This window comes from Janthinobacterium sp. J1-1 (assembly GCF_030944405.1).
Taxonomy (GTDB): Bacteria; Pseudomonadota; Gammaproteobacteria; order Burkholderiales; family Burkholderiaceae_D; genus Janthinobacterium.
The window spans coordinates 6,423,184-6,446,229 of sequence record NZ_CP132339.1; the positions used below are offsets into that span (position 1 = coordinate 6,423,184).

At 62.0% G+C, this 23,046-nt stretch carries 18 protein-coding genes; 4 read left to right on the forward strand and 14 right to left on the reverse strand.

The genetic code is table 11. The annotated features are described in order from the left end of the window. Positions 1-54: 54 nt before the first annotated feature. The 6 genes from Q8L25_RS29365 to Q8L25_RS29390 all read right to left on the reverse strand — a co-directional run bounded on the left by Q8L25_RS29365 (position 55) and on the right by Q8L25_RS29390 (position 9,121). Complete coding sequence (locus Q8L25_RS29365) at positions 55-732, reverse strand: hypothetical protein (protein ID WP_308922749.1); 678 nt, start codon at positions 730-732, stop codon at positions 55-57. A 61-nt stretch (positions 733-793) separates the two neighbouring features. Then, a complete protein-coding gene (locus Q8L25_RS29370; RefSeq protein ID WP_308922750.1) occupies positions 794-1,060 on the reverse strand; it encodes a PAAR domain-containing protein in 267 nt (88 codons plus the stop codon). 10 nt (positions 1,061-1,070) lie between these two features. Beyond that, the gene (locus tag Q8L25_RS29375) at positions 1,071-2,687 is read right to left on the reverse strand and encodes a DUF2875 family protein (protein WP_308922751.1); all 1,617 of its coding nucleotides are present in this window, start codon (positions 2,685-2,687) and stop codon (positions 1,071-1,073) included. A gap of 61 nt (positions 2,688-2,748) precedes the next feature. Continuing rightward, complete coding sequence (locus Q8L25_RS29380) at positions 2,749-4,998, reverse strand: DUF3274 domain-containing protein (protein ID WP_308922752.1); 2,250 nt, start codon at positions 4,996-4,998, stop codon at positions 2,749-2,751. Further along, a complete protein-coding gene (locus Q8L25_RS29385; RefSeq protein ID WP_308922753.1) occupies positions 4,995-7,841 on the reverse strand; it encodes a type VI secretion system Vgr family protein in 2,847 nt (948 codons plus the stop codon). The genes Q8L25_RS29380 and Q8L25_RS29385 overlap by 4 nt, the downstream gene beginning before the upstream one ends. Before the next feature lie 92 nt (positions 7,842-7,933). Then, entirely contained in the window at positions 7,934-9,121 is a 1,188-nt protein-coding gene (locus Q8L25_RS29390) for a HAMP domain-containing sensor histidine kinase (RefSeq protein ID WP_308922754.1), read from the reverse strand. 134 nt (positions 9,122-9,255) lie between these two features. On the opposite strand from Q8L25_RS29390, the gene Q8L25_RS29395 reads away from it, so the two are divergent. After that, a complete protein-coding gene (locus Q8L25_RS29395; protein ID WP_308922755.1) occupies positions 9,256-10,245 on the forward strand; it encodes a nucleoside hydrolase in 990 nt (329 codons plus the stop codon). A 9-nt stretch (positions 10,246-10,254) separates the two neighbouring features. On the opposite strand, the gene Q8L25_RS29400 is transcribed toward Q8L25_RS29395, so the two are convergent. The 8 genes from Q8L25_RS29400 to Q8L25_RS29435 all read right to left on the reverse strand — a co-directional run bounded on the left by Q8L25_RS29400 (position 10,255) and on the right by Q8L25_RS29435 (position 18,051). Beyond that, entirely contained in the window at positions 10,255-11,244 is a 990-nt protein-coding gene (locus Q8L25_RS29400; protein WP_308922756.1) for a PHB depolymerase family esterase, read from the reverse strand. Positions 11,245-11,273: 29 nt separating this feature from the next. Next, positions 11,274-13,469: a TonB-dependent receptor gene (locus Q8L25_RS29405; protein WP_308922757.1), complete on the reverse strand. Its 2,196-nt coding sequence runs from the start codon at positions 13,467-13,469 to the stop codon at positions 11,274-11,276. 144 nt (positions 13,470-13,613) lie between these two features. Beyond that, complete coding sequence (locus Q8L25_RS29410; RefSeq protein WP_308922758.1) at positions 13,614-14,420, reverse strand: alpha/beta hydrolase; 807 nt, start codon at positions 14,418-14,420, stop codon at positions 13,614-13,616. A gap of 119 nt (positions 14,421-14,539) precedes the next feature. Then, the gene (locus Q8L25_RS29415) at positions 14,540-15,181 is read right to left on the reverse strand and encodes a TetR/AcrR family transcriptional regulator (protein ID WP_308922759.1); all 642 of its coding nucleotides are present in this window, start codon (positions 15,179-15,181) and stop codon (positions 14,540-14,542) included. Between the two features lie 52 nt (positions 15,182-15,233). Continuing rightward, a complete protein-coding gene (locus Q8L25_RS29420; protein WP_308922760.1) occupies positions 15,234-15,659 on the reverse strand; it encodes a hypothetical protein in 426 nt (141 codons plus the stop codon). Then, the gene (locus Q8L25_RS29425) at positions 15,659-16,207 is read right to left on the reverse strand and encodes a hypothetical protein (RefSeq protein ID WP_308922761.1); all 549 of its coding nucleotides are present in this window, start codon (positions 16,205-16,207) and stop codon (positions 15,659-15,661) included. The genes Q8L25_RS29420 and Q8L25_RS29425 overlap by 1 nt, the downstream gene beginning before the upstream one ends. A 49-nt stretch (positions 16,208-16,256) precedes the next feature. Continuing rightward, positions 16,257-17,534, reverse strand: coding sequence for a sel1 repeat family protein (locus Q8L25_RS29430; RefSeq protein ID WP_308922762.1), 1,278 nt, complete (start codon positions 17,532-17,534; stop codon positions 16,257-16,259). 79 nt (positions 17,535-17,613) lie between these two features. Beyond that, positions 17,614-18,051 (reverse strand): hypothetical protein, encoded by a 438-nt coding sequence (locus tag Q8L25_RS29435; RefSeq protein ID WP_308922763.1) that lies wholly within the window; start codon positions 18,049-18,051, stop codon positions 17,614-17,616. A 199-nt stretch (positions 18,052-18,250) separates the two neighbouring features. On the opposite strand from Q8L25_RS29435, the gene Q8L25_RS29440 reads away from it, so the two are divergent. The 3 genes from Q8L25_RS29440 to Q8L25_RS29450 all read left to right on the forward strand — a co-directional run bounded on the left by Q8L25_RS29440 (position 18,251) and on the right by Q8L25_RS29450 (position 23,034). Beyond that, positions 18,251-19,540, forward strand: coding sequence for an MFS transporter (locus Q8L25_RS29440; protein WP_308922764.1), 1,290 nt, complete (start codon positions 18,251-18,253; stop codon positions 19,538-19,540). Positions 19,541-19,599: 59 nt separating this feature from the next. Next, entirely contained in the window at positions 19,600-21,141 is a 1,542-nt protein-coding gene (locus tag Q8L25_RS29445; RefSeq protein ID WP_308922765.1) for a sensor domain-containing diguanylate cyclase, read from the forward strand. A gap of 312 nt (positions 21,142-21,453) precedes the next feature. Then, complete coding sequence (locus Q8L25_RS29450; RefSeq protein ID WP_308922766.1) at positions 21,454-23,034, forward strand: isocitrate lyase; 1,581 nt, start codon at positions 21,454-21,456, stop codon at positions 23,032-23,034. The last annotated feature ends 12 nt before the right edge of the window (positions 23,035-23,046 follow it).

The window sequence follows — 23,046 nt, forward strand, 5'->3', positions numbered from 1 at the left end:
TGAAGCCATTATCGTTTCAATTCGTGCTTCCGGGAAAATCGTGCCGAACGGCAGCTACAGCACCGGCGGACAAGTCACCGTCCAGGCGTCATATTGCTGGCCGCTCCTGCGCAGCCAGACGCGGGCGTAACTGTTGCGGTCGCTTCTGAACACCAGCGCATACTGCTCCTGCGCCTGCGGCCGCGAGGCCCCCACATCGACCGCCGCCAGGCTGAAATTCAAGGCCCGCAGCGGCGCACATTCGGTATTACCGGCCATCAGCAGACGTGCCCGCGCCAGCAACGGTTTCTGGTACAGCAACACGCCTTCCAGTTCCGCATCGGGCACGCGCTGCAGCAAGCGCACCGGCTCGGCCACCGGCCGGCAGGCGCCACGGTCCAGCCAGGCGTAATAGAGCTGCCCGCTCTCTTTCCACTTGGCCTGCTTGCCCGACCCCTGCAATACAAAGCTGGTGCGATGCGTGCGGCACAATGCGCCCTGGCCCCGGTGCGGCGGCGCTTCCGTGGTGGCGCTGACGGTCCAGCCGCGTCCGGAGGCATCGCGCGTGACATCGAACAGCATGCGCGCGGCTTTTTCACCGGGATGCGCCAGGGAATAAAAGGTCTCGAACGACTGGCGTTCCTCGCTGCTTGCCGCGCGGGTCGGCGGCGCGGCGGGCTCGGCAGCGCTGGCGGAAACGCCATAGGCCAGCCAGGCCAGCAGCGCCAGCGGACGCAGGGAAATAACTTGCATGCAATTCCTTGAGAGGTCGGTCGGGGAATTATAGATGAGCGGCAGGTGGATCAGGTGGAACTCAGGTGTCACCATAAGTGGCGCCACCGGCAATCAGCGTCGCGCCGCAACTGGTGCGGTCGCCTTCGAACGCCACCGCAATGCCATTGATGGTGTGGCGTTCGCTACCGCTGGAAATGGTGCAGCCGTTGTGACCCTTGACCGGGCAACTGCACAGGTCGCCCACACAGGCCACCGCGATGCCGCCCACCGTGAAATGGCTGGCGGCGCAGGACACCACCTTGCCACCATGCGTGGTGGCGTCGCCCATACGAATGACTTTGCGCATGATTGCCCTCCTATTTCGTTGCCTGGTCTTCCAGCAGGGATTCCACCGATGGCGCCGCATAGTTGGCAGGGTCGACGGACGGCGTGACCCGGCTGCGGAAGATCTCGCGCGGCGCCTGCTCCTCGCGCACGGCGTCCGTCGGCGGCGTAATAAAGATGATGCTCGCCTCATCGCGGTCGCGCAGGTTGATGGCCGCGCTGGCGCCGCCGTCGCGGTAGCTGCCCATCACGCCGATGGCCATCTGCACGAAAAAGGTGGCCGCGCCCGTATTGCCCAGGCGATGGTCGGTGTTGATGAACTGCGCTGACTTGCTGCTGTCGATCTCCGGCCCGCCCTGCTCCGCATACGCGTGCAGCATGCCTTCGAGCATCAATTGCTGCGCCGGCTGCTTGCCGGTGGCGGCAATAATGCGTGCCGCTCCCTTGCTGCGCTCGGCTTCCGGCAAGGTCCGCAGCGCTTCCTGCCAGCCCGCGTTGAAGATCTTCTGCCGCTCGTCACGGCGCGTCACCGGCTTGCCGTTCTCGTCCTTGAATTTGACAAACACGGGCCGGTGCACAAAGCCGAACGACGGCAGGCGGTCGAAGGTTTCCATCTGCGCGCGGTTCCACGGTATCGGAAACCACGGCGTCGGTTTCCAGGTTTGCGGCGGATGGTTGATCCACGGATTGATGGCATTGAACTGGTACAGGCCGGTGCCACGAACATCGGGACGCTGGGCGAATTTGGCGGTGGCGGCCAGCCATTCGGGGACGGTGGGTTGGCGCGGCATCATGATACTGGACCATATTGCCAGGACCGGTCTGGCAAGCGATCTCTTCAAATCGTAATACATGGCCCGCAACTGCTCATTCACAAATTTATTTTCAGGATCGTCCCATATATACGGAAGCATGGATGCGACCCTCTCCCTGCGCGCCAGGATAAACACTGCGGTGGCATCGGGCATATCGGGGATGTAATAGCCATCTATCAGCTTCATCGGATCACCAGACTTGCGGTTCCCATCGCGGGTACCGACACTGTCTTCGGAATGCACCGCCACAAAAGGGACATCCGGATGCGCATCAAAAAAAGCAAACACTTCGTTCAACAGATCATCGGGATGCTCATCGAGCTTCCAGGAAGCAATCGAAAAGAGATGCATGGGCATGCCACCTGTTTCCGCACCGGATACCAGTCCGGCTATCGGCTCATTCGGAGTCGGCAACTGAGCAGGATCAAGTATGGGCGAGCCAGCATAAAACGATGGCATTCCCCAGCAGATGGGGGTGAAATTGATGCCATTTTCCAGCGCATCATAGGCTCTGGTTCCGCTTCTGCCGTTCTTGTCCGTCCCCGTCCATGGATATTTCTTGGGATCCTGCTCGCGTATGGTGGTAAAAGGACTTCCCTGTTGCAGAGCATCCCACAGCTTGCCTTGCCGGTACTTGTCGAGCGTGACACCCAGGCCGATCACCTCCAGCACATACTCGCGTTGCGTCTGTTCACTGGACTTGGCATTTGCCTCTGCCGACAGCTTCTCAGATATCTGCTGACGGGTGTCGCTCTTCGCGGCAGCGCCTATCCATAACACTCCGACAATCAAAACCAGCACTACCGATAAAAACCAGAATAGACGCAGCATCATGATTATCACCTTTGAGCAAGATTGCATCGAACGACATTGATGTTTATTTTTCCGCCGGCTTTTAAGTCACCACCTTCAGATTTTTTGTCTGAGAAATGACGATCTTCCACAAGCCACCTGACAGCAATGGCAGTCCTGCAGGCAATACACCGCTGTTGTAATAATCGATATTTCCGTTGATGATTACTTTCCTCCATGCTGGCTCGACAGCCAGATACACGGCATGCAAAGTACGAAAGTCTTGCGCCAACAGTATTCCATCCCTCGGCTTGTCAGTAGGGCCGGGAGTTTTCACCCGCCAATCCGCCACCGCACACAAATACGCATAAAACTTCGGATCCGAACTGGCCTTGCCGCTGCCGATGGCCACGTCATACGCCGTTACCTGACTATGGTTTTTGGCGCTGCCGATAATCGAACTATGAAAAGATTTGGCGCTCACTTCACGCTGCCAGCGCAGGCGCGCTTCATTCGGGCTTTCAGCAATCTTGGCCAAGACCTTGCTATCTATCTGGCGTTTTGCAGAGACGACGGTGCGGCGGTCCAATTCGGGTTTCTTGTCCAGCCCTTTCTCCTTGTTATAGCTTGCCGTCATCAAGACCAGCTCACGTGCGCTGAGATCCTCTTCCTCATCGGGGAATTTCTGAGAGCCGCGCGGATCAGGTCGATACTCGCTGCGTAGCTGCATGCCGCGCCCGCTGGTCGGGGCGATCGTCGCTTCGCAGGGATCAACCTCCTCGACCGGCCCCCGATCTGTCGGCTTGCGATTTTTCATCATCGACGTAGCCGGAATATCTGCAGGATCGATTTGCGACATGCCGCGCAGGTCGGCTGGCACAGGCCTCAGCAATGCCTCGCCCGTGATGGTACGGATGCCATTGCGCTGTTCCGTCTTGCCGAGTTTGCTGTTGATAGGCCAGGCGACCTGCTTGTGCTGCGCACGATCGCTACGCAGCGTGACATCCACGTGCGACTGCTCTGTTTCCGTCTGCAGCCGTAAAGGAAAATCGAACGGTGGCGGCTTTCCCACCAACGACACCGCATTTTTTCCTGTCGCAGGGTCCAGCCTTTCCTTGCTGCTGAATACGCGCTGGTAAAAACGCTGACCTAATTCCTCCAGCGGTTTGCGCACATGGTCACGCACCACTTGCTTGCTGAGAACGCCTCTCTGGCCGTCATCATCGTAGACTTTCTCTTCGGTCGCGATCTCGCTCCCCATCGCAACATCAGCCACCCCATCCCAGCCCATGCCCTGGATATTGTCAAGCGCGACCGTCATATCTTCAGGGCAAAAATACAGGACCACCTTGCCTCGGTTGTCGCGGTCCGCTTCCGCTTTCCAGCCGCTGCCGACCATGCCACGATGCTGGTCTTCCTTCAAACCGGCAAAGACCGGCGCACCCGCCTTGCCACCGCCTTTGCCTACTCCCGCCACGATATTGACCAGGGTCTGCAGCCGCGCCGCCAGCGTCTGCATGCCATCAAGCAAATGATAATGGGGCAGCATGGCCGCATCCTCGCCGCCATCGAGCGAACTGAGAATTTTCATCAAAGAGGGAATTTCGTCGACCAGGCTGTAGGGCGGATGCATCAGGATCAGGGTGTCGGCCGGCGCCAGTCCCTTCTCCATCAGCATGGCCTGCGCCAGCAGCGACAGCAAGCAGCCCTGGCTGTGCGCAACGATGCTGACGGTGTCACCGGGATCGTAATCGCGGATCATGGAAATCAGCGCGGCCAAGCGCTGCGCCGCCAGCACCATATACATGCGGCCCGGGGCAGTGCGCAAAGGCCGCAGGGCGTCACCCACCGGATCGAGCGGCGCATAAATGCCACGGCGCCACATGTCGGGCAGGCTGCTGGTGGCGTTGCCGAAAGGGCCGCCCTCTTTCGACAGATCCTTGTCCAGCCTGTTACCGTAACGGTCGATATACTGGCCATTCATGGTGCCGCTCTTGTCCCCCACCTCACGGTAGCCCCAGTAGAACGGAATCACGGGGCTGTTCGTCTCTTCGTTGAAATTGCGCTTGAAAAACACGGCGTCCGGGTCTTCTTCCAGTTTGTCCTTGTCGGCGGCCACCGGCATGCGGTAGGACGCCGGCGTGAAGCCGCGCCCCAGGCGCTCCTTCAAGCCCTCGCACAGGCCGTGTTCCACCGCCTTGTAGCTGACTCCCAGGTCGTTGACGCCATGGACGATGATGATATTGCCCGGCAAATTGCGGCGTATCATCACCTTCTTGCAGGCGGTGCGCTCGCACTGCAGGATGGTCATGTCCTTGCCCACCACATACGGTACTTTCGGATAGCTGCTCATCCTCGCCCCCGCTGTTGTCCATCCTTGTTATTGAACACTTCGATGCCAGCCAGGTGCATGACATCACGCTCCAGCAGCTCGCTCTTGGCGGCCGCATCGCTGAGTCCATCCGCCGTCGAGCCATCGCCAAGTTTTACTTCAAACGAAGCTTGCGGCGCCAGTTGCGGTTCCTGCTGGCCGTCGTCGTCCTCATACTGAAAGATGAATTGCTGGTCGGCCGGGGCATCGGCAAAGCCCGGCAATTGCGCTTCCATGGTTTGCGCGTCGCCGAAGGCAAAGCTGGGCGCGTTGAATTTCAGTGGCGACTCGCTGCCCACGGTAATGCCGTCGGCGATGCGGATAAAGGCGCCGTGCTTGGAGATCAACACGATCTCGTCGGCCATGACCGTGACCTTGCCCTCGCTGGCCGTCAGCTTGAGATTCTTGCCTGCATTGATATCGGTGTCGTCGTGCTGGCTTTGCAGCAGCAGCTTGCCGTGATGGGCGATGGCGCGCAGGCCGTCCGCATGGGCAAACAGGGAAATGCCCTTGCCGGCGTTCACGCTGCAGCCCAGGCCCGCCACCCATTGCAGATGCTGCTGCGCCACCGTATCGATATTGCTGGCGGCATAGCTGATGATGGCCTTGGAACTGGCAAAGCTGATGCCGGCCGGCGCCGTGACGGCGATCACGGGCGCACCGCCGGGCTCGGCGCGCGGTTCGGTATTGCTGGCACCCTCCCAGTTTTTCAGGTCCTGCCGCAGTTCCTGCTGCGCCTGTTCTTCATGCTTGCCGCCCTCGTGGCTGGCCGCGTACCTGCCCAGCGAGCGGAACAGGTCCAGGCAATTGTCCATCAGCGCCAGCATCTCGCCGCGCGCCATCTGGCCGCCTTCCGCATCGAGCCGCTGCCAGGCCGACAGCAGCATGCCCTTGCCGGCACGCAGCGACAGTTGTTCGTCGGTACGCAGTTCCGCGCCTTCGCCGCGCGCTGCGCCCTGGCCATCCTGGCCACTGAGCCGCTCGCGTGACAGCCAGCCCAGGTTCAATTGCGAAACGCCATGGTCGCTGGCCAGCCGGGCATTGATCTTTCCCTGCCTGTCATCGAAGCGCAGCTGATTGGCACGCCCGCCCTTGATTTCACGGCTTTTCATGCCCGACAAATAGCGGTTGCCGGGCAACTCACCCGCATCGGACAGGGCTACCGGCTGCGCGCTGTGGTTATACAGCTGGCCGACGATCACCGGCAGGTCCGGGTCGCCGCCTGGAAACGCCAGCAAGACTTCGCTGCCCACCCGTGGCAAACCGAGGAAACCGCACTGGCGGCCACTGCCAGGGCCGTTGCCGGCCCAGCTCGACGCCACGCGCACCCAGGCGGAATCGGCGTCGGTATCGCCCGCGCCGGTGCCGCGCGCATGTTGATGGTCAACCAGGCGGGTGGCGGGAAAACGCACTTTCACCCGGCCATGCGCATCGCAATGCACCTCTTCATTTGCCGGCCCCACCACCAGCGCGCTTTGCATGGCCAGCGGCGGCAGGTCGGTACGGGGATCATAGGCCGGCACGATGGGCACGCCACGCCGTACGGCCGTCAAGGCGACATGCATGCGCATGGGGCCGTGCGCCACCATGGCGTCGACATCGCGTTGCAGCAGCGCATCGCCTTCCTGCAGCCAGCGGTTGCGCTCGAACAAGCGCCGCACGCGCGCGGCCAGCGCCTGCGGCAGATTGTTCTGCGCGGCCACTTGCAGCGAGGTGACGACAAAGTCGCGTTCAACCGCAGGCAAGCGGTCGATATCGGGATGGCCAAGCAAGGTGAAATATGCGCCCGCGCACAGGTCGCGCACGCTGCCTTCGGCATGGAAACAATGGCTGGCGTAATCGTGACGCTGCATCGCCAGCATGCCCAGATGACACAGCTCTTCATGGTCCGAGGCGCCCGTTTGCGCCGTGCGTGGCGGCAACACCAGATAATCGTCGAGCGTGGCGGCCAGCGCATTGCCGTGCATGCCGCCCGTCATCTCGGCCGACATGAAGGCACGTCCGCGCGGATGCTCCTCGTTCCAGCGATGACGCGTAACCTTTCCCGCTTGCAAGGTACGCACCTCGCTCCAGGCACTCAGGGTATCGCGCTCTTCGGTAGCCCGTTCCGCATGGTAGCGCACGCTGCCCGCCGCACTCTGCCGCAAGCCATCGGCATGGTTGAACAGTACCAGGGTGTGCGACGGTGCCGCCGGCGCATGGGCCGGGCATGGGTTGCCGGCACGAAAAAACCAGCCCACCCCGCTGCGCGCCAGCAAGCGGCGCACGAAGGCCGCATCGGACTCGTTATGCTGCATCACGAATTCGCGCTGCGGATAGCTTTCCGCTTCAAAAAAATCCGCATAGGCATACTGAAAGGCATGGGCCAGGATGCTGTTGCTGCGTATCCATTCATCCAGCAGCAGCTGGACGATCTCGATATCGCTCTGGCGGCGAAACACGCGCGTATTGACGCGCTTTTCCATAATGGAAAATACATCGGTGAATACCAGCTGATAGCTGGCCAGGCCGCCATCGCTGTCGCCGGCGCTGGCTTCGGTGACGATGCCGCACACGCTGGACAGCTGGCCCTGGTCGGTGACCATATCGAGCGCGGCCGGCAAGGCGATCAGGCTGGCCAGCGGCAGGCCGGCATGGCGCGACACGCACAGCAGGCGATACGCGATGCCGCCGCAAATGGCTTGTCGGCCAAACACGGTCTGCGGTATCAAGGCGCCCGCTGGCAGGTCAGGCGCGGACGCCAGGCGCAAGCGCAGAGGGCGGTTTGCGCCCAGGGCATGGTCCTGCTCGAAAAATGCTGGAAAATCGTCGCCGCCACCGTCCATCGCCGCCTCCGGAACTTGCCTTGAAAAAACGACAATGCCACGGGAAGGCGGGGTGATACTTGATTTTTAGCAACTAGTCTTGCCAGTCGCAGTCATGACGGCAGTGCCATGCTGAAGCTGAACACGGTCCCCGCGTCGGTCGAGCTGACGCTCAATTCACCCTTGTGGGAGCGGGCGATTTGCGAGGCGATGTACAGGCCCAGCCCCAGGCCGGCGGTGCCGGGGTTGGACTGGTTGCCGCGCCAGAAGGGGTGGAACAGCCGCTCCAGGGTGGCCGGTGCGATCGGCTGGCCCTGGTTGGCGACGGCGATCAGCAGCTTGCCGTCCCGGCAATGCGCCGTCACGTGGATGGGCTGGCTGGCGTCACCATGGATCAAGGCATTGACCAGCAGGTTCGACAGCAATTGCGTGAGGCGCCTGGGGTCGCAGACGAGCTCGCATTGCAAATCGATCTCGCTGTGGATGCGCCGGCCCGGATGGCCGCTTTCCAGTTCGGCCACCGCATGCGCCAGTTGCGTGCCCAGGATGGCGGTGCTGACCATGGCCAGCGGAATGCCGCCACCGAGGCGGCCGCGCGTAAAGTCCATCAGGTCGTCGACCAGGCCGCCGATGCGGTGGCCGCTGCGGGCGACGCGCTCGGCTACCTTGCTGGCCTTGTTGCCGGGCGACATCAGCTTGATCAATTCCGCGCCGTTGACGATGGACGCCAGCGGCGTGCGCAAGTCGTGCCCCAGCACGGCGATAAACTGTTCGCGCAGCTCGGCCGTTTCGCGTTCGGCCAGCAAGGCGCCTTCGGTGTCGATCATGCGCTTGCCCGTTTCCAGCTGCAGGGAAATCAGTTCCGCATACAGCTGCAGCGAGTCGCGCACCTTTTGCGACGCCAGGGTGTTGGGTTCCGGATCGAGACCGCACAGCGTGCCAAAAAATTGCCCGTCCTGCCAGTACAGCGGAATCGAAAAATAACTGTCGAAGCCGTATTGCTTCGGCGTCGGGTGGTCACGGTACAGGTCGCTGGCGGCCACGCTGTCGATGATGATGGCGGTTTGCCGCGTGCGCACGGCGTCGCACAAGGTACTCGACAGCACCAGCTCGTCGCCGGGCGCCAGGTTGTAGCCCAGACCATCGAGCACGGCGCAGGTGGTCCACGACGTTTCCGTCACGCGCGCCACGCACACGAAGCGCAAGCCGGTGCTTTCCGCGATCACGCGCATGATGGTGGGCACGGATGCAATCGACTGCACCAGCGCCACATCATTGGCTTTCAGTTCATCTGTTTCCACGCAACCATCCCTGTCTTGTTCGTACCAGCTTTGACGTGATTATGGGCCAGTCGCAAAACAAACGCGAGCAATCAAACCCTTGCCGTACAGCACGCTGCTAAAATCGCCGCCATTCCCCTCTCTCCAGGTGTGCCATGTCCTGCTATTCCCTGTTGCCGCGCCGCGCGGTCCTGCTGCCGATTTTCCTTGCCGGCATGCTGCTGTCCGGCGCTGCCAGCGCCGCGCCAGCCGCGCCCAATGCTCCCCATAAAGTGATTGTCGACATGGATATCGGCGACGATATCGACGACGCGTTTGCCCTGGCCCTGCTGCTGCAAAGTCCCGATATCGAGATTGTCGGCATTACCACGGCCTGGGGCGACACGGCCTTGCGCACGCGCTTGCTGGAACGTTTTCTACGTGAAACAGGCCACAGCGGCATTCCCGTCGCGCAAGGCGCCGCCACCGCCAATCCCACGCCATTTACCCAGGCGCGCTATGCGCTGCGCGGGCAGGCGCCGGGGAGGGCGCCGGAAGACGCCGCCAGTTTCATATTGCGCGAAGTGGCGCACCAGCCGGGCCAGGTCACCTTGCTGGCGCTGGGACCGCTCACGAATGTCGGCGCGGCCATCGCCCGCGACAAGGCCGCGTTTGGCAAAGTAAAACAGGTGGTGATGATGGGCGGCTCGGTGCGGGCCGGCTACCGCAAGTCGCAGTATGTGCCGGTGCGTCCGGCCGACAAGGAATACAACATCGTCTCCGATATTGCCGGTGCGCAAGCGCTGTTCAACGCTGGCGTGCCTATCGTCATGATGCCGCTGGACTCGACCCAGATCCGCCTCGACGAAGTCGAACGCAACGCCATCTTCGGCCACGGCTCGCCGCTGACCGACGCCGTCACCCTGCTCTACCATCAGTGGATCGACAGCTACCAGCCGTGGTCGAGCAACATGCCGTCGCTGTTCGACGTGGTGCCCGTCACCTGGCTGATCGATCCCGCCAGTTGCCCCACCACGCCGCTGCGCATTGCCGTCACCAATGACGGTTTTACGCGCGAGGCCAAGGGCCAGCCCAACGCCCAGGTCTGCCTGGCGTCAAGCCAGCCGCGCTTTTTCGACATCATGATGCAGCGGCTGCTGAAATAAGGCCGGCGTTCAGCGCTGGTAGTTCCTGAAGAAATTCCAGCTGATGGTGGTCGCGTCCGGACCCAGCTCATCGCTGAAAGGCCAGCCCGGCGGGCCGCCGCTCCAGGCGTGGTTCATGCCTTCGACCGTATATTTCTGCGCGATCACGGCGCCGTGGGCCACGTACGTGTCGATGGTGTAACTGCGGCCATACGGCACCGTCTGGCGCACGATGCTGTCGGCACGGTAGCGTACGCTGTCATTGTCCAGGCCATCGTCGCCGTAGTCATTGGTCTGCAGGAACTGCTCGACGGTCTGCTCGCCATTGACGGGGTTGACCACGATATCGGCCGTGCCGTGGAACACCATGGTCGGCATCAAGCGGCGCGGCGAACCCGAGCACTGCCAGGCATCCCTGCCCCTTGCTTTCGGATCGAAAGTGCTGCCGTTGAACAGCGAATCGGCCGCCGTCACCAGGCCGGTGGCGCCCTTGTACATGCCGCCCGAATGCACCATCACGGCGGCGAACACGTCGGAATAGCAGGCCGCCATGATGGAGGCCATGGCGCCGCCGGCCGAGATGCCCGTCACGTACACACGCCGGGTATCGACCGCGTACTTGTTCTTCACCTTGTTGAGGATGCCCATCAGCACGGCAGGCTCGCCCGTGCCCCGCTCCTGGTTCAGCGGCAGCATGAAATTCCAGCAGCGCATGGGGTTGGCGCTGGCGTTCTGGCGCGGATAGACGACGATAAAGTGCTCGCTGTCGGCCAGCGCGTTGTAGCGGCTGACGGCCGCCATGCTGTTCGGCTCGGAACCGCAGCCATGCAGCATCAGCACCACCGGCAACGGTGTGTTCGGGTTGTAGTTGCTGGGCAGCCAGACCTGGTATTCACGCGAGCCCCACAGGCTCGCATACAGGCCAAAGTCCCATTGCCCGGCCGAGGCCGGCAGCGCCGCCAGCAGGCCGCAGGCGGCGATCAAGCTCGTCAAACAGTAACGCAGGTACTTGTAAACCATGCCAGTCTCCTTGGAGTGATTACTGCTGCTTAAAATTTATAGCCGGCCTTGGCAATCACCTGGCGCGGCGGGCCGTAGAAGCCGTCCAGGATATACACGGCGGGAATGTTGTAGCCATCGGTACGGTAGCGCTTGTCGCCCAGGTTGCTGCCATGCAGGCTGAAGGTCCAGTGTTTTGCGCCTTCCCACACCACGCCGGCCGTCCACAAGCCGTAGCCGCCCTGGGCCAGGGTTGCACTCAGGTCGGTGGTCGGGTAGACCTTGCTGCGGTAGCCATAGCCGAGCATGCTGCGCAACGTTCCTCCCAGCACATCGCGGTCGGTGCGGCTGAGGTTCAAGCCCAGCTGCTTGCGCGGTGTATTGCTGAATTTTTGCGTGGCGGCGATATCCTGGCCACCACTGATGAATTCCTTGTATTTGGCGTCAAGAAAAGCCAGGAAACCGTTGACTTCCCATTGCCGGTTGGGTCGCCATGAGAACTCGAATTCGGCCCCCTGCACGGTGGCCTTGCCGGCATTGGTGAAGTCGCCATAGAAACCCGGCAAGCCGCCCGGCTGCGTGTAGCTGGTAAAGACGGACAGCTGGATATCCTTGTAGCGGTTGTGGAACAGGGCCACGTTCACGTCGAAGGTGTCGTCGGGCGCGGCGTACTTCATGCCCACTTCCAGCGCGTCGAGGGTTTCATCGCGGTAAGGCCGCGCCGAATCGGCCACCACCAGGTTATTGGCGCGCACGTTGTAGCCGCCCGACTTGAAGCCGCGCGAGACGTTGCCATACAGATTCGTCGTGGCGGACGCCTGGTAGCGCAGCGACAGCTTGGGCGAAGTATTGCTGACCGACAGGGATTTATCGAAGTCGGCCGCGTTCTGCACCGGCCGCGTAAAGCCGGCGTCGGCAAACACCTGGTTCAGCACGATGGCGCGCTTGGTTTCCCGTGTGTGGCGCAGGCCCGCATTGACGCTCCACAGCGGGCCCAGCGGCCAGGTCCAGTCGGTGTACAGCGCCGTGCTGTCGGTCTCGACCGTACTGACGGCCGAGGTGAACTGGCGGCCCAGGAAATTGTTGTAGATGCCGCCGCCGGCCGTGCCTTCGAAGCGGTACAGGCCGATCACGCCGGAGCCATGATCGCCGCTGTACGACGCTTGCAGTTCCAGGCTTTTCTGCTCGTCGCGCGAGTCGCCGAACACATCGGCAATCGGCTGCGGCAGGCCGTCGAAGTCGATGGTCTGTTCGGAGTTGCTGCGCCGTTTCGCTCCGATGGCTTTGATGGACCAGTCGTTCGACAGCGCATAATTGGCCACCAGCGAGCCGCCGCGGTTGTGGGTAAAATTGTTGCCCGGCATGCCGCTTTCGATATCGTAGGCGTCTTTCGATGGCGGACGGCGCAGCGGATCGAAGGCGCTGGTACCCATGCGCTGGAAGCCGCGCACGCCCGATTTGTCATCGGTGGCGTCCAGGCTCAGCACGATGCTGAGGGGGATGTCTTGCGGAAAATAGCCGACCGACACACGCGCCGCCGTGCTGTCCTGGTCGCTGACCTGTTCGCCGTTATACGTGTTGCGGCCGAAGCCGTCCCGGTCCAGCTTGGCCGCCGCCAGGCGCGCGCGCCACACGCCGTTCTCGCTGGCCAGGTTGAAGGCCGCCTTGACGTTGCGCTGCTGATAATTGCCGATGCCCACTTCCGCCGAGGCGCCGTTTTCTTTTGCCAGCGGGCGCGAAATATACTTGATGGCGCCGCCGATGGTGTTCTTGCCGTACAAGGTGCCTTGCGGCCCGCGCAGTACTTCGATGCGCTGCACGTCGAACACATCGAGCAGGGCGCCTTGCGGGCGCGCCATGTACACATCGTCAAAATAAATGCCGACACCAGGATCGACGCCCCAGACCGGGTCGGCCTGGCCCACGCCGCGGATGAACGCCGTGAGGGTGGTATTGGTGCCGCGCGAGGCATAGACCGTCAGGTTCGGCACCCGTTCCTGCAGGTCGGCCAGGTTCTGGATATTCGCCCGCTCCAGGGCCTTGGCGGAAAACGCGGTGACGGCCAGCGGCACATCCTGCAGGCGTTCCTCGCGCCGGCGCGCCGACACGGTGACGGTTTCCATGCGCTCCCGGGCTTCCTGGTCGTCAACCGAGGCGGCGCTCTCCTGGGACTGGGCAGGCAGGGCAATGGTGAAAGCGCCGGCAAGGGCCAGCGCGGCGGGCAGCAATTTCAAAGCAGGTTTCATGAGGTCTCCTTGTTATCGAACTCGCTGCGGCATGCACAAGGGCACGCTTCCAGGATGACCAGGCGTCACGCTGCCCGCCGCACGCAGCGGGCACTGTCTGTCAGCACTGCAAGCGCGCCCCTGCCGGTGCGGCAGGCGGCCCGTTTATTTTGAATGTGGCGGTAAGGACAGGAAGGACTGCAACAACGCGTTGACGCGCGGCGCCTGGTCCAGGGGCGTCGCATGGCGCGAATTGGCGATGATCTGGAATTCGCAATGCTGGAACTGTGCGGCAAAAGCGTGCTTGCTGGCGACGGGCGTGTAGTCCTGGTCGGCCGCCACGATCAGCAGCGGCGTGGCCAGGGCCTGCGCCTGCAGCGTGATGTGCCAGTGGAAAATGGCGTCCAGCGCGGCCAGGTAGGCGCGCCTGGACATGCCGGCCATCTGCGCGGCAAATCGTTCGACCAGCGCCTGTTGCGCCGGCTCGGGAAACAGTTTCTTGCCGATGATCTTGCCCATCGCTTTCAGGCCGAAGGTGGCGATCACCGTGCGGCGCAGCCAGTAGGCAAACAGCAGGGAAGCGGGTTTGCCGCCCTGGAACGGTTGCGAGTTGATCAGGCACAACGAGGCGACCCGGTGCGGCGCGCGGTTGGCCACTTCCAGCGCCACCATGCCGCCCAGCGAAAAGCCGACCAGGTGCACGCGCGGCAAGTCGAGCTGGTCCATCAGATTGAACAGATCGTTGGCGAAGTCGCCGATCCGCCAGGCGCCGTCGGGCGCGGGGCTGATGCCGTGGCCGCGCAGGTCCGGCACGATCAGGCGGTGCTTGCCAGCCAGCGCATCGATCTGCGGGCGCCAGTCTTCGGCGCAGGAGCCGAGGCCATGCAGCAGGAACACGGGATCGCCCTGCCCCGGCCCGGCGTGGAAATCGAGATAATGCAAACTGATATCGGATGTCGCGTGGCGCCGCATTGCTGTCTCCTGTGAACATGCTGTGTGTTCATGGACAAATCGAAGGTTGCAATCAACGCTCGCTTATCCTTGGAGTCATAATACGGAATCCGAATTCCGATTTCAAGATAAATTTATCGTTAGCGTAAATAATTGAGGGCGATGCGCACCAGCTCATCTTCCAGCGCCGCGGCCGACAAAAACGACAGCGAACCGGTCAGCGTGTGCTGGTTGAGGATGCCCAGCAGCACCGGTGGCACCACCATCATGGCCTGGGTGGGATTCGGGTGGGCGATGCTGGCCGACTTGCTGGCCAGCACGGCCACCGTGCGCTGGGAAATCAGGTGATTGATCTGGTGCACCCGGTCGCGGAACTGCGCATCCTGCGACGAACGCGTGATCAACGCGCGCAGCACGCCGCGCCGGCCATGATTGACCGCCACAAACATCGCCACCATGGCGCGGATGAAGTCTTCCAGGCTGCGCTCCTGCCACTGGTGCAGCTCGGTCAGCGCTTCCACCTGCGTCACCATGTCGGAAAAAAAGCGCTGCAGCAGCAAGCGGCTCAGGGTGTCCTTGTCTTTCAGCAAGCGGTAAAAGGTGCCGACCGAAGTCTCGGCCAGTTTGGCCAGGTCGGCCACGCCAATTTCATCGAAGCGGTTCTCCGCCAGCAGTTGTTCCCCCACTTGCAGCAGGCGCTCGAAGGCCTGCTTGCTGCGCGCCTGGGTGGGTTCGGGTGGAACGATCATCTGGGGAAAAGCGATGGCGGCAAGTTCGGGCATTGATGAGTCCAAGAAGTGGAATAGTTATTCCGTTATTGTAACTGGCGTAGCTTCAGCTGTCGTCCTGCATCAGTGCCTGCCACTGCGCGGCAACCACCTGATCGACCAGCGCACACAATGTGGGCCACTGCCGGTCCATCCAGCGCCGGCCTTCGGGCGTGAATGCAACATAGGGCTGGGCCATGGCGGCGCAGGCCGTGCCGTACTCGATGATCGCCGCAGCGCTGTCGAGTCCGCCCGCCATCATGGCGGCGACCGGCAGCGCGATCAGTTCACGCGTCAGTTGCGGGCGCAACATGCAGCCGTGCGCGACAATGGCCAGGGATGCCTGGGCATGGCTCCAGCAATTGGTGGGCCAGTGGGCGCGGCTGACGGTATCGAGAAAGATGGCATCGGAAACGGCGCCCGGCTCGGCCGCCGCCTGTTCATAAAAGACCGCCAGCGCCAGCAACTGGGGAGGCGAGGTCCAGCCTGGCATCAGGTGGCGCTGCCGCGCTTGAACACGACCGTGGCGCGCGGCTGGCTATCGCGCTCGAGGTGATAGGTCAGGGTCGAGCCATCGGCGCTGACGCTGATGGTCCAGACATTGGTGGCGGCACCCTTGACCAGCCTGGCCGTGTAATCATCGGCCAGGAACGATTGCGAGCGGGCCGATCCCTCGCTGCTCGCCATGCCGCCATACATGGTGACGGCGTCGGGCGTGCCATCCGCGTGACGATGGTCATGCTGCAAGGCCAGGCCGGCCAGCGTGCGGCTGATGATCCAGGTGCGCGACTTGTCCTCGCCCACCTGGAACGGCACCCTGACTTGCGTCTCGCCGCAGTCGGCGAAATTGGCCAGCAGGCGTTTTCCCGAGAAATCATGCTGCCCATGCCGGGGGTACACCAGCACCCCCTCGAATTGCTGGCCGCACAGGCTTTGCATGGTCGCAAAGAATTGATCGCGGGCATCCTGCGCTTGCGCGAAGGCCGGCGCCAGCGCGAACAACTGGCTGGCAAGGAAGAAAGGGATCAAGCGTGGCTGCATGGCTATCCTGACGCGTGGATGGAATGCGCGAGGGTAGCACAGCAGGCATTCAGCAAGTGCCAGCATCCCACGTCCATTGACTGGTGAACGGATCGAGCTTGCGGGGCGCCTGGAAGCGCACCTTCTTGCCCGTGTCATAAGTACGGTAGCAATCGCCATTGTTGCAATTCGTATTGCAGGTGGTGACGCCGGGGCGTGCCTGCGGGCGGGCCGGATACGGGGAAGCGTCGGCGCTGGCCTGGCGTGGCTTGGCCGGTGCCGGCGCTGGCGCAGGTTTGGCGGGTTTCAAGGTGGACTTGCCCAGGTCGCCGCCCGGTTTCCACTCGCGCGACAAGCGTTGCGCCTCCGCAATTTGTGCCTTGCTCATTTCCTGCGCCAGTTTATCGCGGGCCACGCCCGCCTTCGGCCCGGCCTCTTCATCGGCGGAAGCCAGGTTGAACCAGGCATAGGCCTTGATCAAGTCCGGCTCCATGCCGCTGCCGGTCTGATAACAGTACGCCAGGTTACGTTGCCCCATGCCATTGCCCTGCATCGCCGCCGCGCGGTACAGGCTGGCGGCCATGACTTCATCCTTGAGCACGCCAGTACCATGGTAATAAGCAGCACCAAGGTTGTTCTGCGCACTGGAATGGCCCTGGTCGGCTGCCTTGCGATACCAGGCCGCCGCCAGCTTTTCATCCTTGGGCACACCCTGGCCGTTGTCATACCTCAAGCCCAAGAAATATTGTGAGGAAATATGGCCCTGCTCGGCCGCCTTGCCGTACCAGACGGCTGACTGCTTGTCATCCTTGGCGACACCGGTGCCACTACCATATCGGGAACCCAGCTGATACTGGGCATCCCTATCGCCTTGCTCCGCAGCCTTCCGATACCAAGCAAAAGCCTGCTTCTCATCCTTCGGCACGCCGCGCCCATTGGCATACATATAGCCCAGGTTGTACAGGGCAATCGTATTTCCCTGGTCGGCGCTCTTGCGTATCCACGTCAAGGCTTGCGCATCATCCCGAACCTTGGCATTGTCGCCAAGCAACAGAGCCCCGAGGCTGCTCTGACCGTTCGCATCGCCCTGCTCCGCCGCCTTGCGATACCAGCTCACAGCCTGCACATCGTCCTTGACCACCCCTTTGCCGGCCTCGTACAACCAGCCAAGTCTGACTTGTGCATGTGCGTCGCCCTGCTCGGCCAATGTCTGCCATTCGCGTTGCGCCACGGCGTAATTGCCGGCGTCATAGGCAGCCTGGCCTTCTGCCAAACCGGCGTGAGCAGGGATCGCTATTGAGCAAAAAAACACGGCGGCAAGATAGCTCTTCAAAAAATACGTCTTCATCAATGGTCCATTTTGCAATGATCAAAACGGCAATCATAAAATAAAAATTGCATTTTGGAAATATCGATCACCTCTGCATTCATCCAGGCAGCTCGAAATAATGGAGCAGAAAGTCATTGAAGCTCGGCCACTGCGGCGTCAAGCGCCCTTCCTTGAAATCCAGCAATTCACTGCCCAGGGAAACACGCAGCACCTGGCCCGTGTCACGGTGATAAAAGTAACCGCTTTCCGCTTCGAAACTGTCGAGCGGCAGATAGGCTTGCGGCAGCCCCAGGGTCTCATGGCAGCTCTGTACGGTCAGCGCATAATTGGTGTTCCTGGCAAACCAGCACACCTGGTACAGCTCCCGGCCGCGCCGGATGAAGGTCGGGCCGTCTTCCACATGCAGGTAGAACTGCCCGAAAGCCGAGGCCGCCTCCACGCCCAGGCGTTCCAGTTCCAGCGCGTAATCGGCACTGGCGTCCTCATACCACCAGCCTTGCTCCTTGCAGTAATCGATCAGTTTCTTGGTCAGCATAGTCACTTGTACAGTAGGAGATTCGGTCGTTGCAGCGCGATTGTATCGCTGGCGCCGGCCGAGACGGGTACGGCAGGAGGCAAAGCCATGCGGGCAAGCGACACCGCTGGTCGACATCGGGGCGTAACGTTTACTCAATGGTTGGAAATGCGTATGCTACGGATGGCAGTTCCTCCCATAAAACCCATAAAAGAGACACATGGCTTCCTCTGATATTGCGCCCGCACGCCCCCTGACCCAACAGGACTACAAAACACTGTCGCTGGCCGCCCTGGGCGGGGCGCTGGAATTCTACGATTTCATCATCTTTGTTTTCTTCGCCAACGCCATCGGCCAATTGTTCTTCCCGCCGGAAATGCCGGACTGGCTGCGCCTGCTGCAAACCTTCGGCATCTTTGCCGCCGGTTATGTGGTGCGCCCGCTGGGCGGCATCGTGATGGCCCACTTCGGCGACTTGCTCGGTCGCAAGCGCATGTTCACCCTGTCGATCCTGATGATGGCCGTGCCGACCCTGCTGATCGGCCTGCTGCCGACCTACGCCACCATCGGCCTGGCGGCGCCATTGCTGCTGCTGTTGATGCGCATCTTCCAGGGCGCGGCCGTCGGCGGCGAAGTGCCTGGGGCCTGGGTGTTTGTATCGGAACACGTGCCGAGCCGCTACACGGGCCTGGCCTGCGGCATTCTGACGGCCGGCCTGACGGTGGGAATTTTGCTGGGCTCACTGGTTGCCACCGGCCTGAACACCGTCTATACGCCGGCCGAAGTGCTGGACGGCGCCTGGCGCTATCCCTTCCTGCTGGGCGGCATCTTCGGCTTTGGCGCCATGTATCTGCGCCGCTGGCTGCACGAAACCCCGGTGTTTGCGGAAATGCAGCAGCGCAAGGCGCTGGCCACCGAAATGCCCCTGAAATCCGTGCTGCGCAGCCACCGCGGCGCCGTGACGGTCTCCATCCTGCTGACCTGGATGCTGTCGGCAGGCATCGTCGTGGTGATCTTGATGACACCTGCCCTGCTGCAGAAGATCCACCATATCGACGCGCGCACCACCCTGATCGCCAATACCTGCGCCACCCTGTGCCTGGCGTTCGGCTGCGTGATCGCCGGCTGGCTGGCCGACCGCCTGGGCGCCAAACCGGTGATCCTGGTCGGCTCGCTGCTGCTGGCGATTGCCACCTGGGTGTTCTATACCACCGTCGGCAGCCGCCCCAACCTGCTGCTGCCGCTGTACGCGATCACCGGCCTCTTCGTGGGCGTGGTCGGCGCCGTGCCCTGCGTGCTGGTGCAGGCGTTCCCGGCGCAGGTGCGCTTCTCGGGCTTGTCGTTTTCATACAACATCTCGTATGCGATTTTTGGCGGCCTGACGCCGGTCGTGGTGACCCTGATGCTGAAAAGCAATGTGCTGGGCCCGGCCTATTATGTGATCGGCGTGTGCGTGGTCGGCATGCTCACGGCCCTGTTCGTCAGAAACGGGCACCATACGGCGCATTAACGTCCAGCTGGCCGGGCAGCAACTTTGCAACCGGCCAGCTTTCTTGCAGAGGCGGCTTCATGCAGGAAACAAAACAAGCGCCAGCCAGATCACGCCACCAGCAACGGCCATTGATCGGCCTGATGAGCGTGGCGCTGTTCTGCATCTGCGCGGCGCTGCTGGCGGCCACCGCCTGGACCATCTGGTCGTCGCGCGAGATCCGCCTGCGCGAAGCCGAGGTAGCGACCGAAAACATGGCGCGCACCCTCGCCTCGCAGGCCGACACGGCGATCAAGATCGCCGACGTGATCCTCGACGATATTGTCGAGCGCTCCGAACGCGACGGCAGCAGCGGCCAGGCTGGCAAGCGCCTCGATGCCTACCTGGTGCAGCTGACCAGGAAAGTGACGGAAATCCACGGCCTGTTCATCTACGACGAAACGGGCGCCTGGAAAGCCACCTCGCTGGGCGTGCCCTTCAAGGGCGACAATTCGGACCGCGATTACTTTGTCTTTCACAAAACTAACCCGCAAACCACCACCCATATCAGCGCCCCCGTGCGCAGCCGCTCGACCGGCCACTGGATCATTCCCGTTTCCCGCAGGATAGACCATGCCGACGGCAGCTTTGCCGGCGTGGCGCTGGCCACCTTGCGGCTGGACTCGTTCGAGCGCGTGTTCGACAGCCTGGACCTGGGCAAATCGGGCACGGTGTTCTTTGCGCTCGAAAACGGCACCCTGATCTACCGCCGCCCGTTCCAGGAAAAACTGATCGGCACCGACCTGTCATCGGGCGCGATCATGCGCAGCTACCGCGAAAACGGCCGCGCCGGCACCATCATGCGGGTGGCGAAAATCGACGGCATCGAGCGGCTGTACAGCTACCGTCGCCTCGACGGCTACCCCATCATCGTCTCGGCGGCGCTCTCAAAACAGGACATCTTTTCGCAATGGAAAGTGGCCAGCCTGCAGATCCTCGGCGCCGCCCTGTGCGCCATCGCCGCGCTGGTGTGGTTCTTCCGCAAGCTGATGCGCCAGATGGCCATGCGCGACCAGGTGGAAACCGAGTTGCGCGTGGCCAGCCTGGAACTGGAAAAAGCCAATGCCGACCTCCAGACCATGGCCTGGAAGGATGGCCTCACCAGCCTGGCCAACCGGCGCGCTTTTGATGACACGCTGGAACGGGAGCGCAAGCGCGCCCGGCGCGAAGACGAGCCCTTGTCATTGATACTGCTGGACGTCGATTACTTCAAGAAATTCAACGACGCCTACGGCCATGTGGCCGGCGACGACTGCCTGCGCGCGGTGGCCAAGGCCGTGGCCGGCAGCGCCGCCCGCTGCGGAGACCTGGCGGCGCGCTATGGCGGCGAGGAATTTGCCGTTATCCTGCCCGGCACCGACAGCGCCGGCGCCGCTCTGGTGGCCGAAGCGATACGCCAGACAGTATTGGCACTGGGCATCGTGCATGCCGGCAGCCCGATCGGCCTGGTGACGGTCAGCCTCGGCGTGGCCACCACCAGCAACGGTGACTATCAGGATGCCAGCCCGACGCAATTGCTGCAGCGCGCTGACGCCCTGCTGTATCAGTCGAAGACCGCCGGGCGCAACCGGGTCAGCGTCTGATCAAACAATTGCCCGCCCGCATGCGGCATAATCGCTGCACTGCACCAAAATCTGAAACCCCATTTCACATTGCGAAATACCGGTGGCGCGGCGCCTGCCTCATGCGTCTCGCTTTTTGAAAATTCGTTTCGCATCATGGAATATCATAGTCAAGTCATTGAAAAACAAGGATAAAATTTAAGTTATATGTCTTATATAAGACTTGATGAACTTCACAAAAATGGCCTACTATTTAGTCATGCAGTTTGCTTCAACAAGACGCGGCGGCACACTCGACGATTTTCTTACTTCGCTTTTTTTCAGGAGATTCACATGTCCCAATATCAAGACGACATCAAGGCAGTTGCAGGTTTGAAAGAGCAACAAGGCAGCGCCTGGAACGCCATCAATCCCGAGTCCGCCGCCCGCATGCGCGCCCAGAACAAGTTCAAGACAGGCCTCGACATCGCCAAGTACACGGCGAAAATCATGCGTGCCGACATGGCCGCCTACGACGCCGACTCGTCCAAATACACCCAGTCGCTGGGCTGCTGGCACGGTTTCATCGGTCAGCAAAAAATGATCTCGATCAAGAAGCACTTCAACAGCACCGACCGCCGCTACCTGTATCTGTCCGGCTGGATGGTGGCTGCGCTGCGCTCCGAGTTCGGCCCGCTGCCGGACCAGTCGATGCATGAAAAAACCGCCGTCTCCGCCCTGATCAAGGAGCTCTACACCTTTTTGCGCCAGGCCGATGCGCGTGAACTGGGCGGCCTGTTCCGCCAGCTGGACGCCGCCGAAGGCGACGCCAAGCAGGCGATCCAGGCCAAGATCGATGGCCACATCACCCACGTGGTGCCCATCATCGCCGACATCGACGCCGGTTTCGGCAATGCCGAAGCGACCTATCTGCTGGCCAAGCAGTTCATCGAAGCGGGCGCCTGCTGCATCCAGATCGAAAACCAGGTGTCGGACGAAAAACAATGCGGCCACCAGGACGGCAAAGTGACGGTGCCGCACGAAGACTTCCTGGCCAAGATCCGCGCCATCCGCTACGCCTTCCTGGAGCTGGGCGTGGACGACGGCATCATCGTCGCCCGCACCGACTCGCTGGGCGCCGGCCTGACGAAACAGATCGCCGTCACCAACACCCCAGGCGACCTGGGCGACCAGTACAACGCCTTCCTCGACTGCGAAGAAGTGTCGGCCGACGCACTGGGCAATGGCGACGTGATCATCAAGCGCGAAGGCAAACTGCTGCGCCCGAAACGCCTGCCGAGCAACCTGTTCCAGTTCCGCGCCGGCACCGGCGAAGAGCGCTGCGTTTTGGATTGCATCACCTCGCTGCAAAACGGCGCCGACCTGCTGTGGATCGAAACCGAAAAACCGCATATCTCGCAAATCGGCGGCATGGTCAGCGAAATCCGCAAGGTCATCCCGAACGCCAAGCTGGTGTACAACAACAGCCCATCGTTCAACTGGACCCTGAACTTCCGCCAGCAAGTGTATGACGCGCTGAAAGCCGATGGCAAAGACGTGTCCGCCTACGAGCGTGGCCAGCTGATGAGCGTGGAATACGACAACACCGAACTGGCCGCCACGGCAGATGAAAAAATCCGCACCTTCCAGGCCGACGCGGCCCGCGAAGCCGGTATCTTCCACCACCTGATCACCCTGCCGACCTACCATACGGCCGCGCTGTCGACCGACAACCTGGCCAAGGAATACTTCGGCGACCAGGGCATGCTGGGCTACGTGGCCGGCGTACAGCGCAAGGAGATCCGCCAGGGCATCGCCTGCGTCAAGCACCAGAACATGTCGGGCTCCGACATCGGCGATGATCACAAGGATTATTTCAGCGGCGAAGCAGCATTGAAGGCGGCCGGCAAGGACAACACCATGAATCAGTTCTGATTTTTTTCAGAC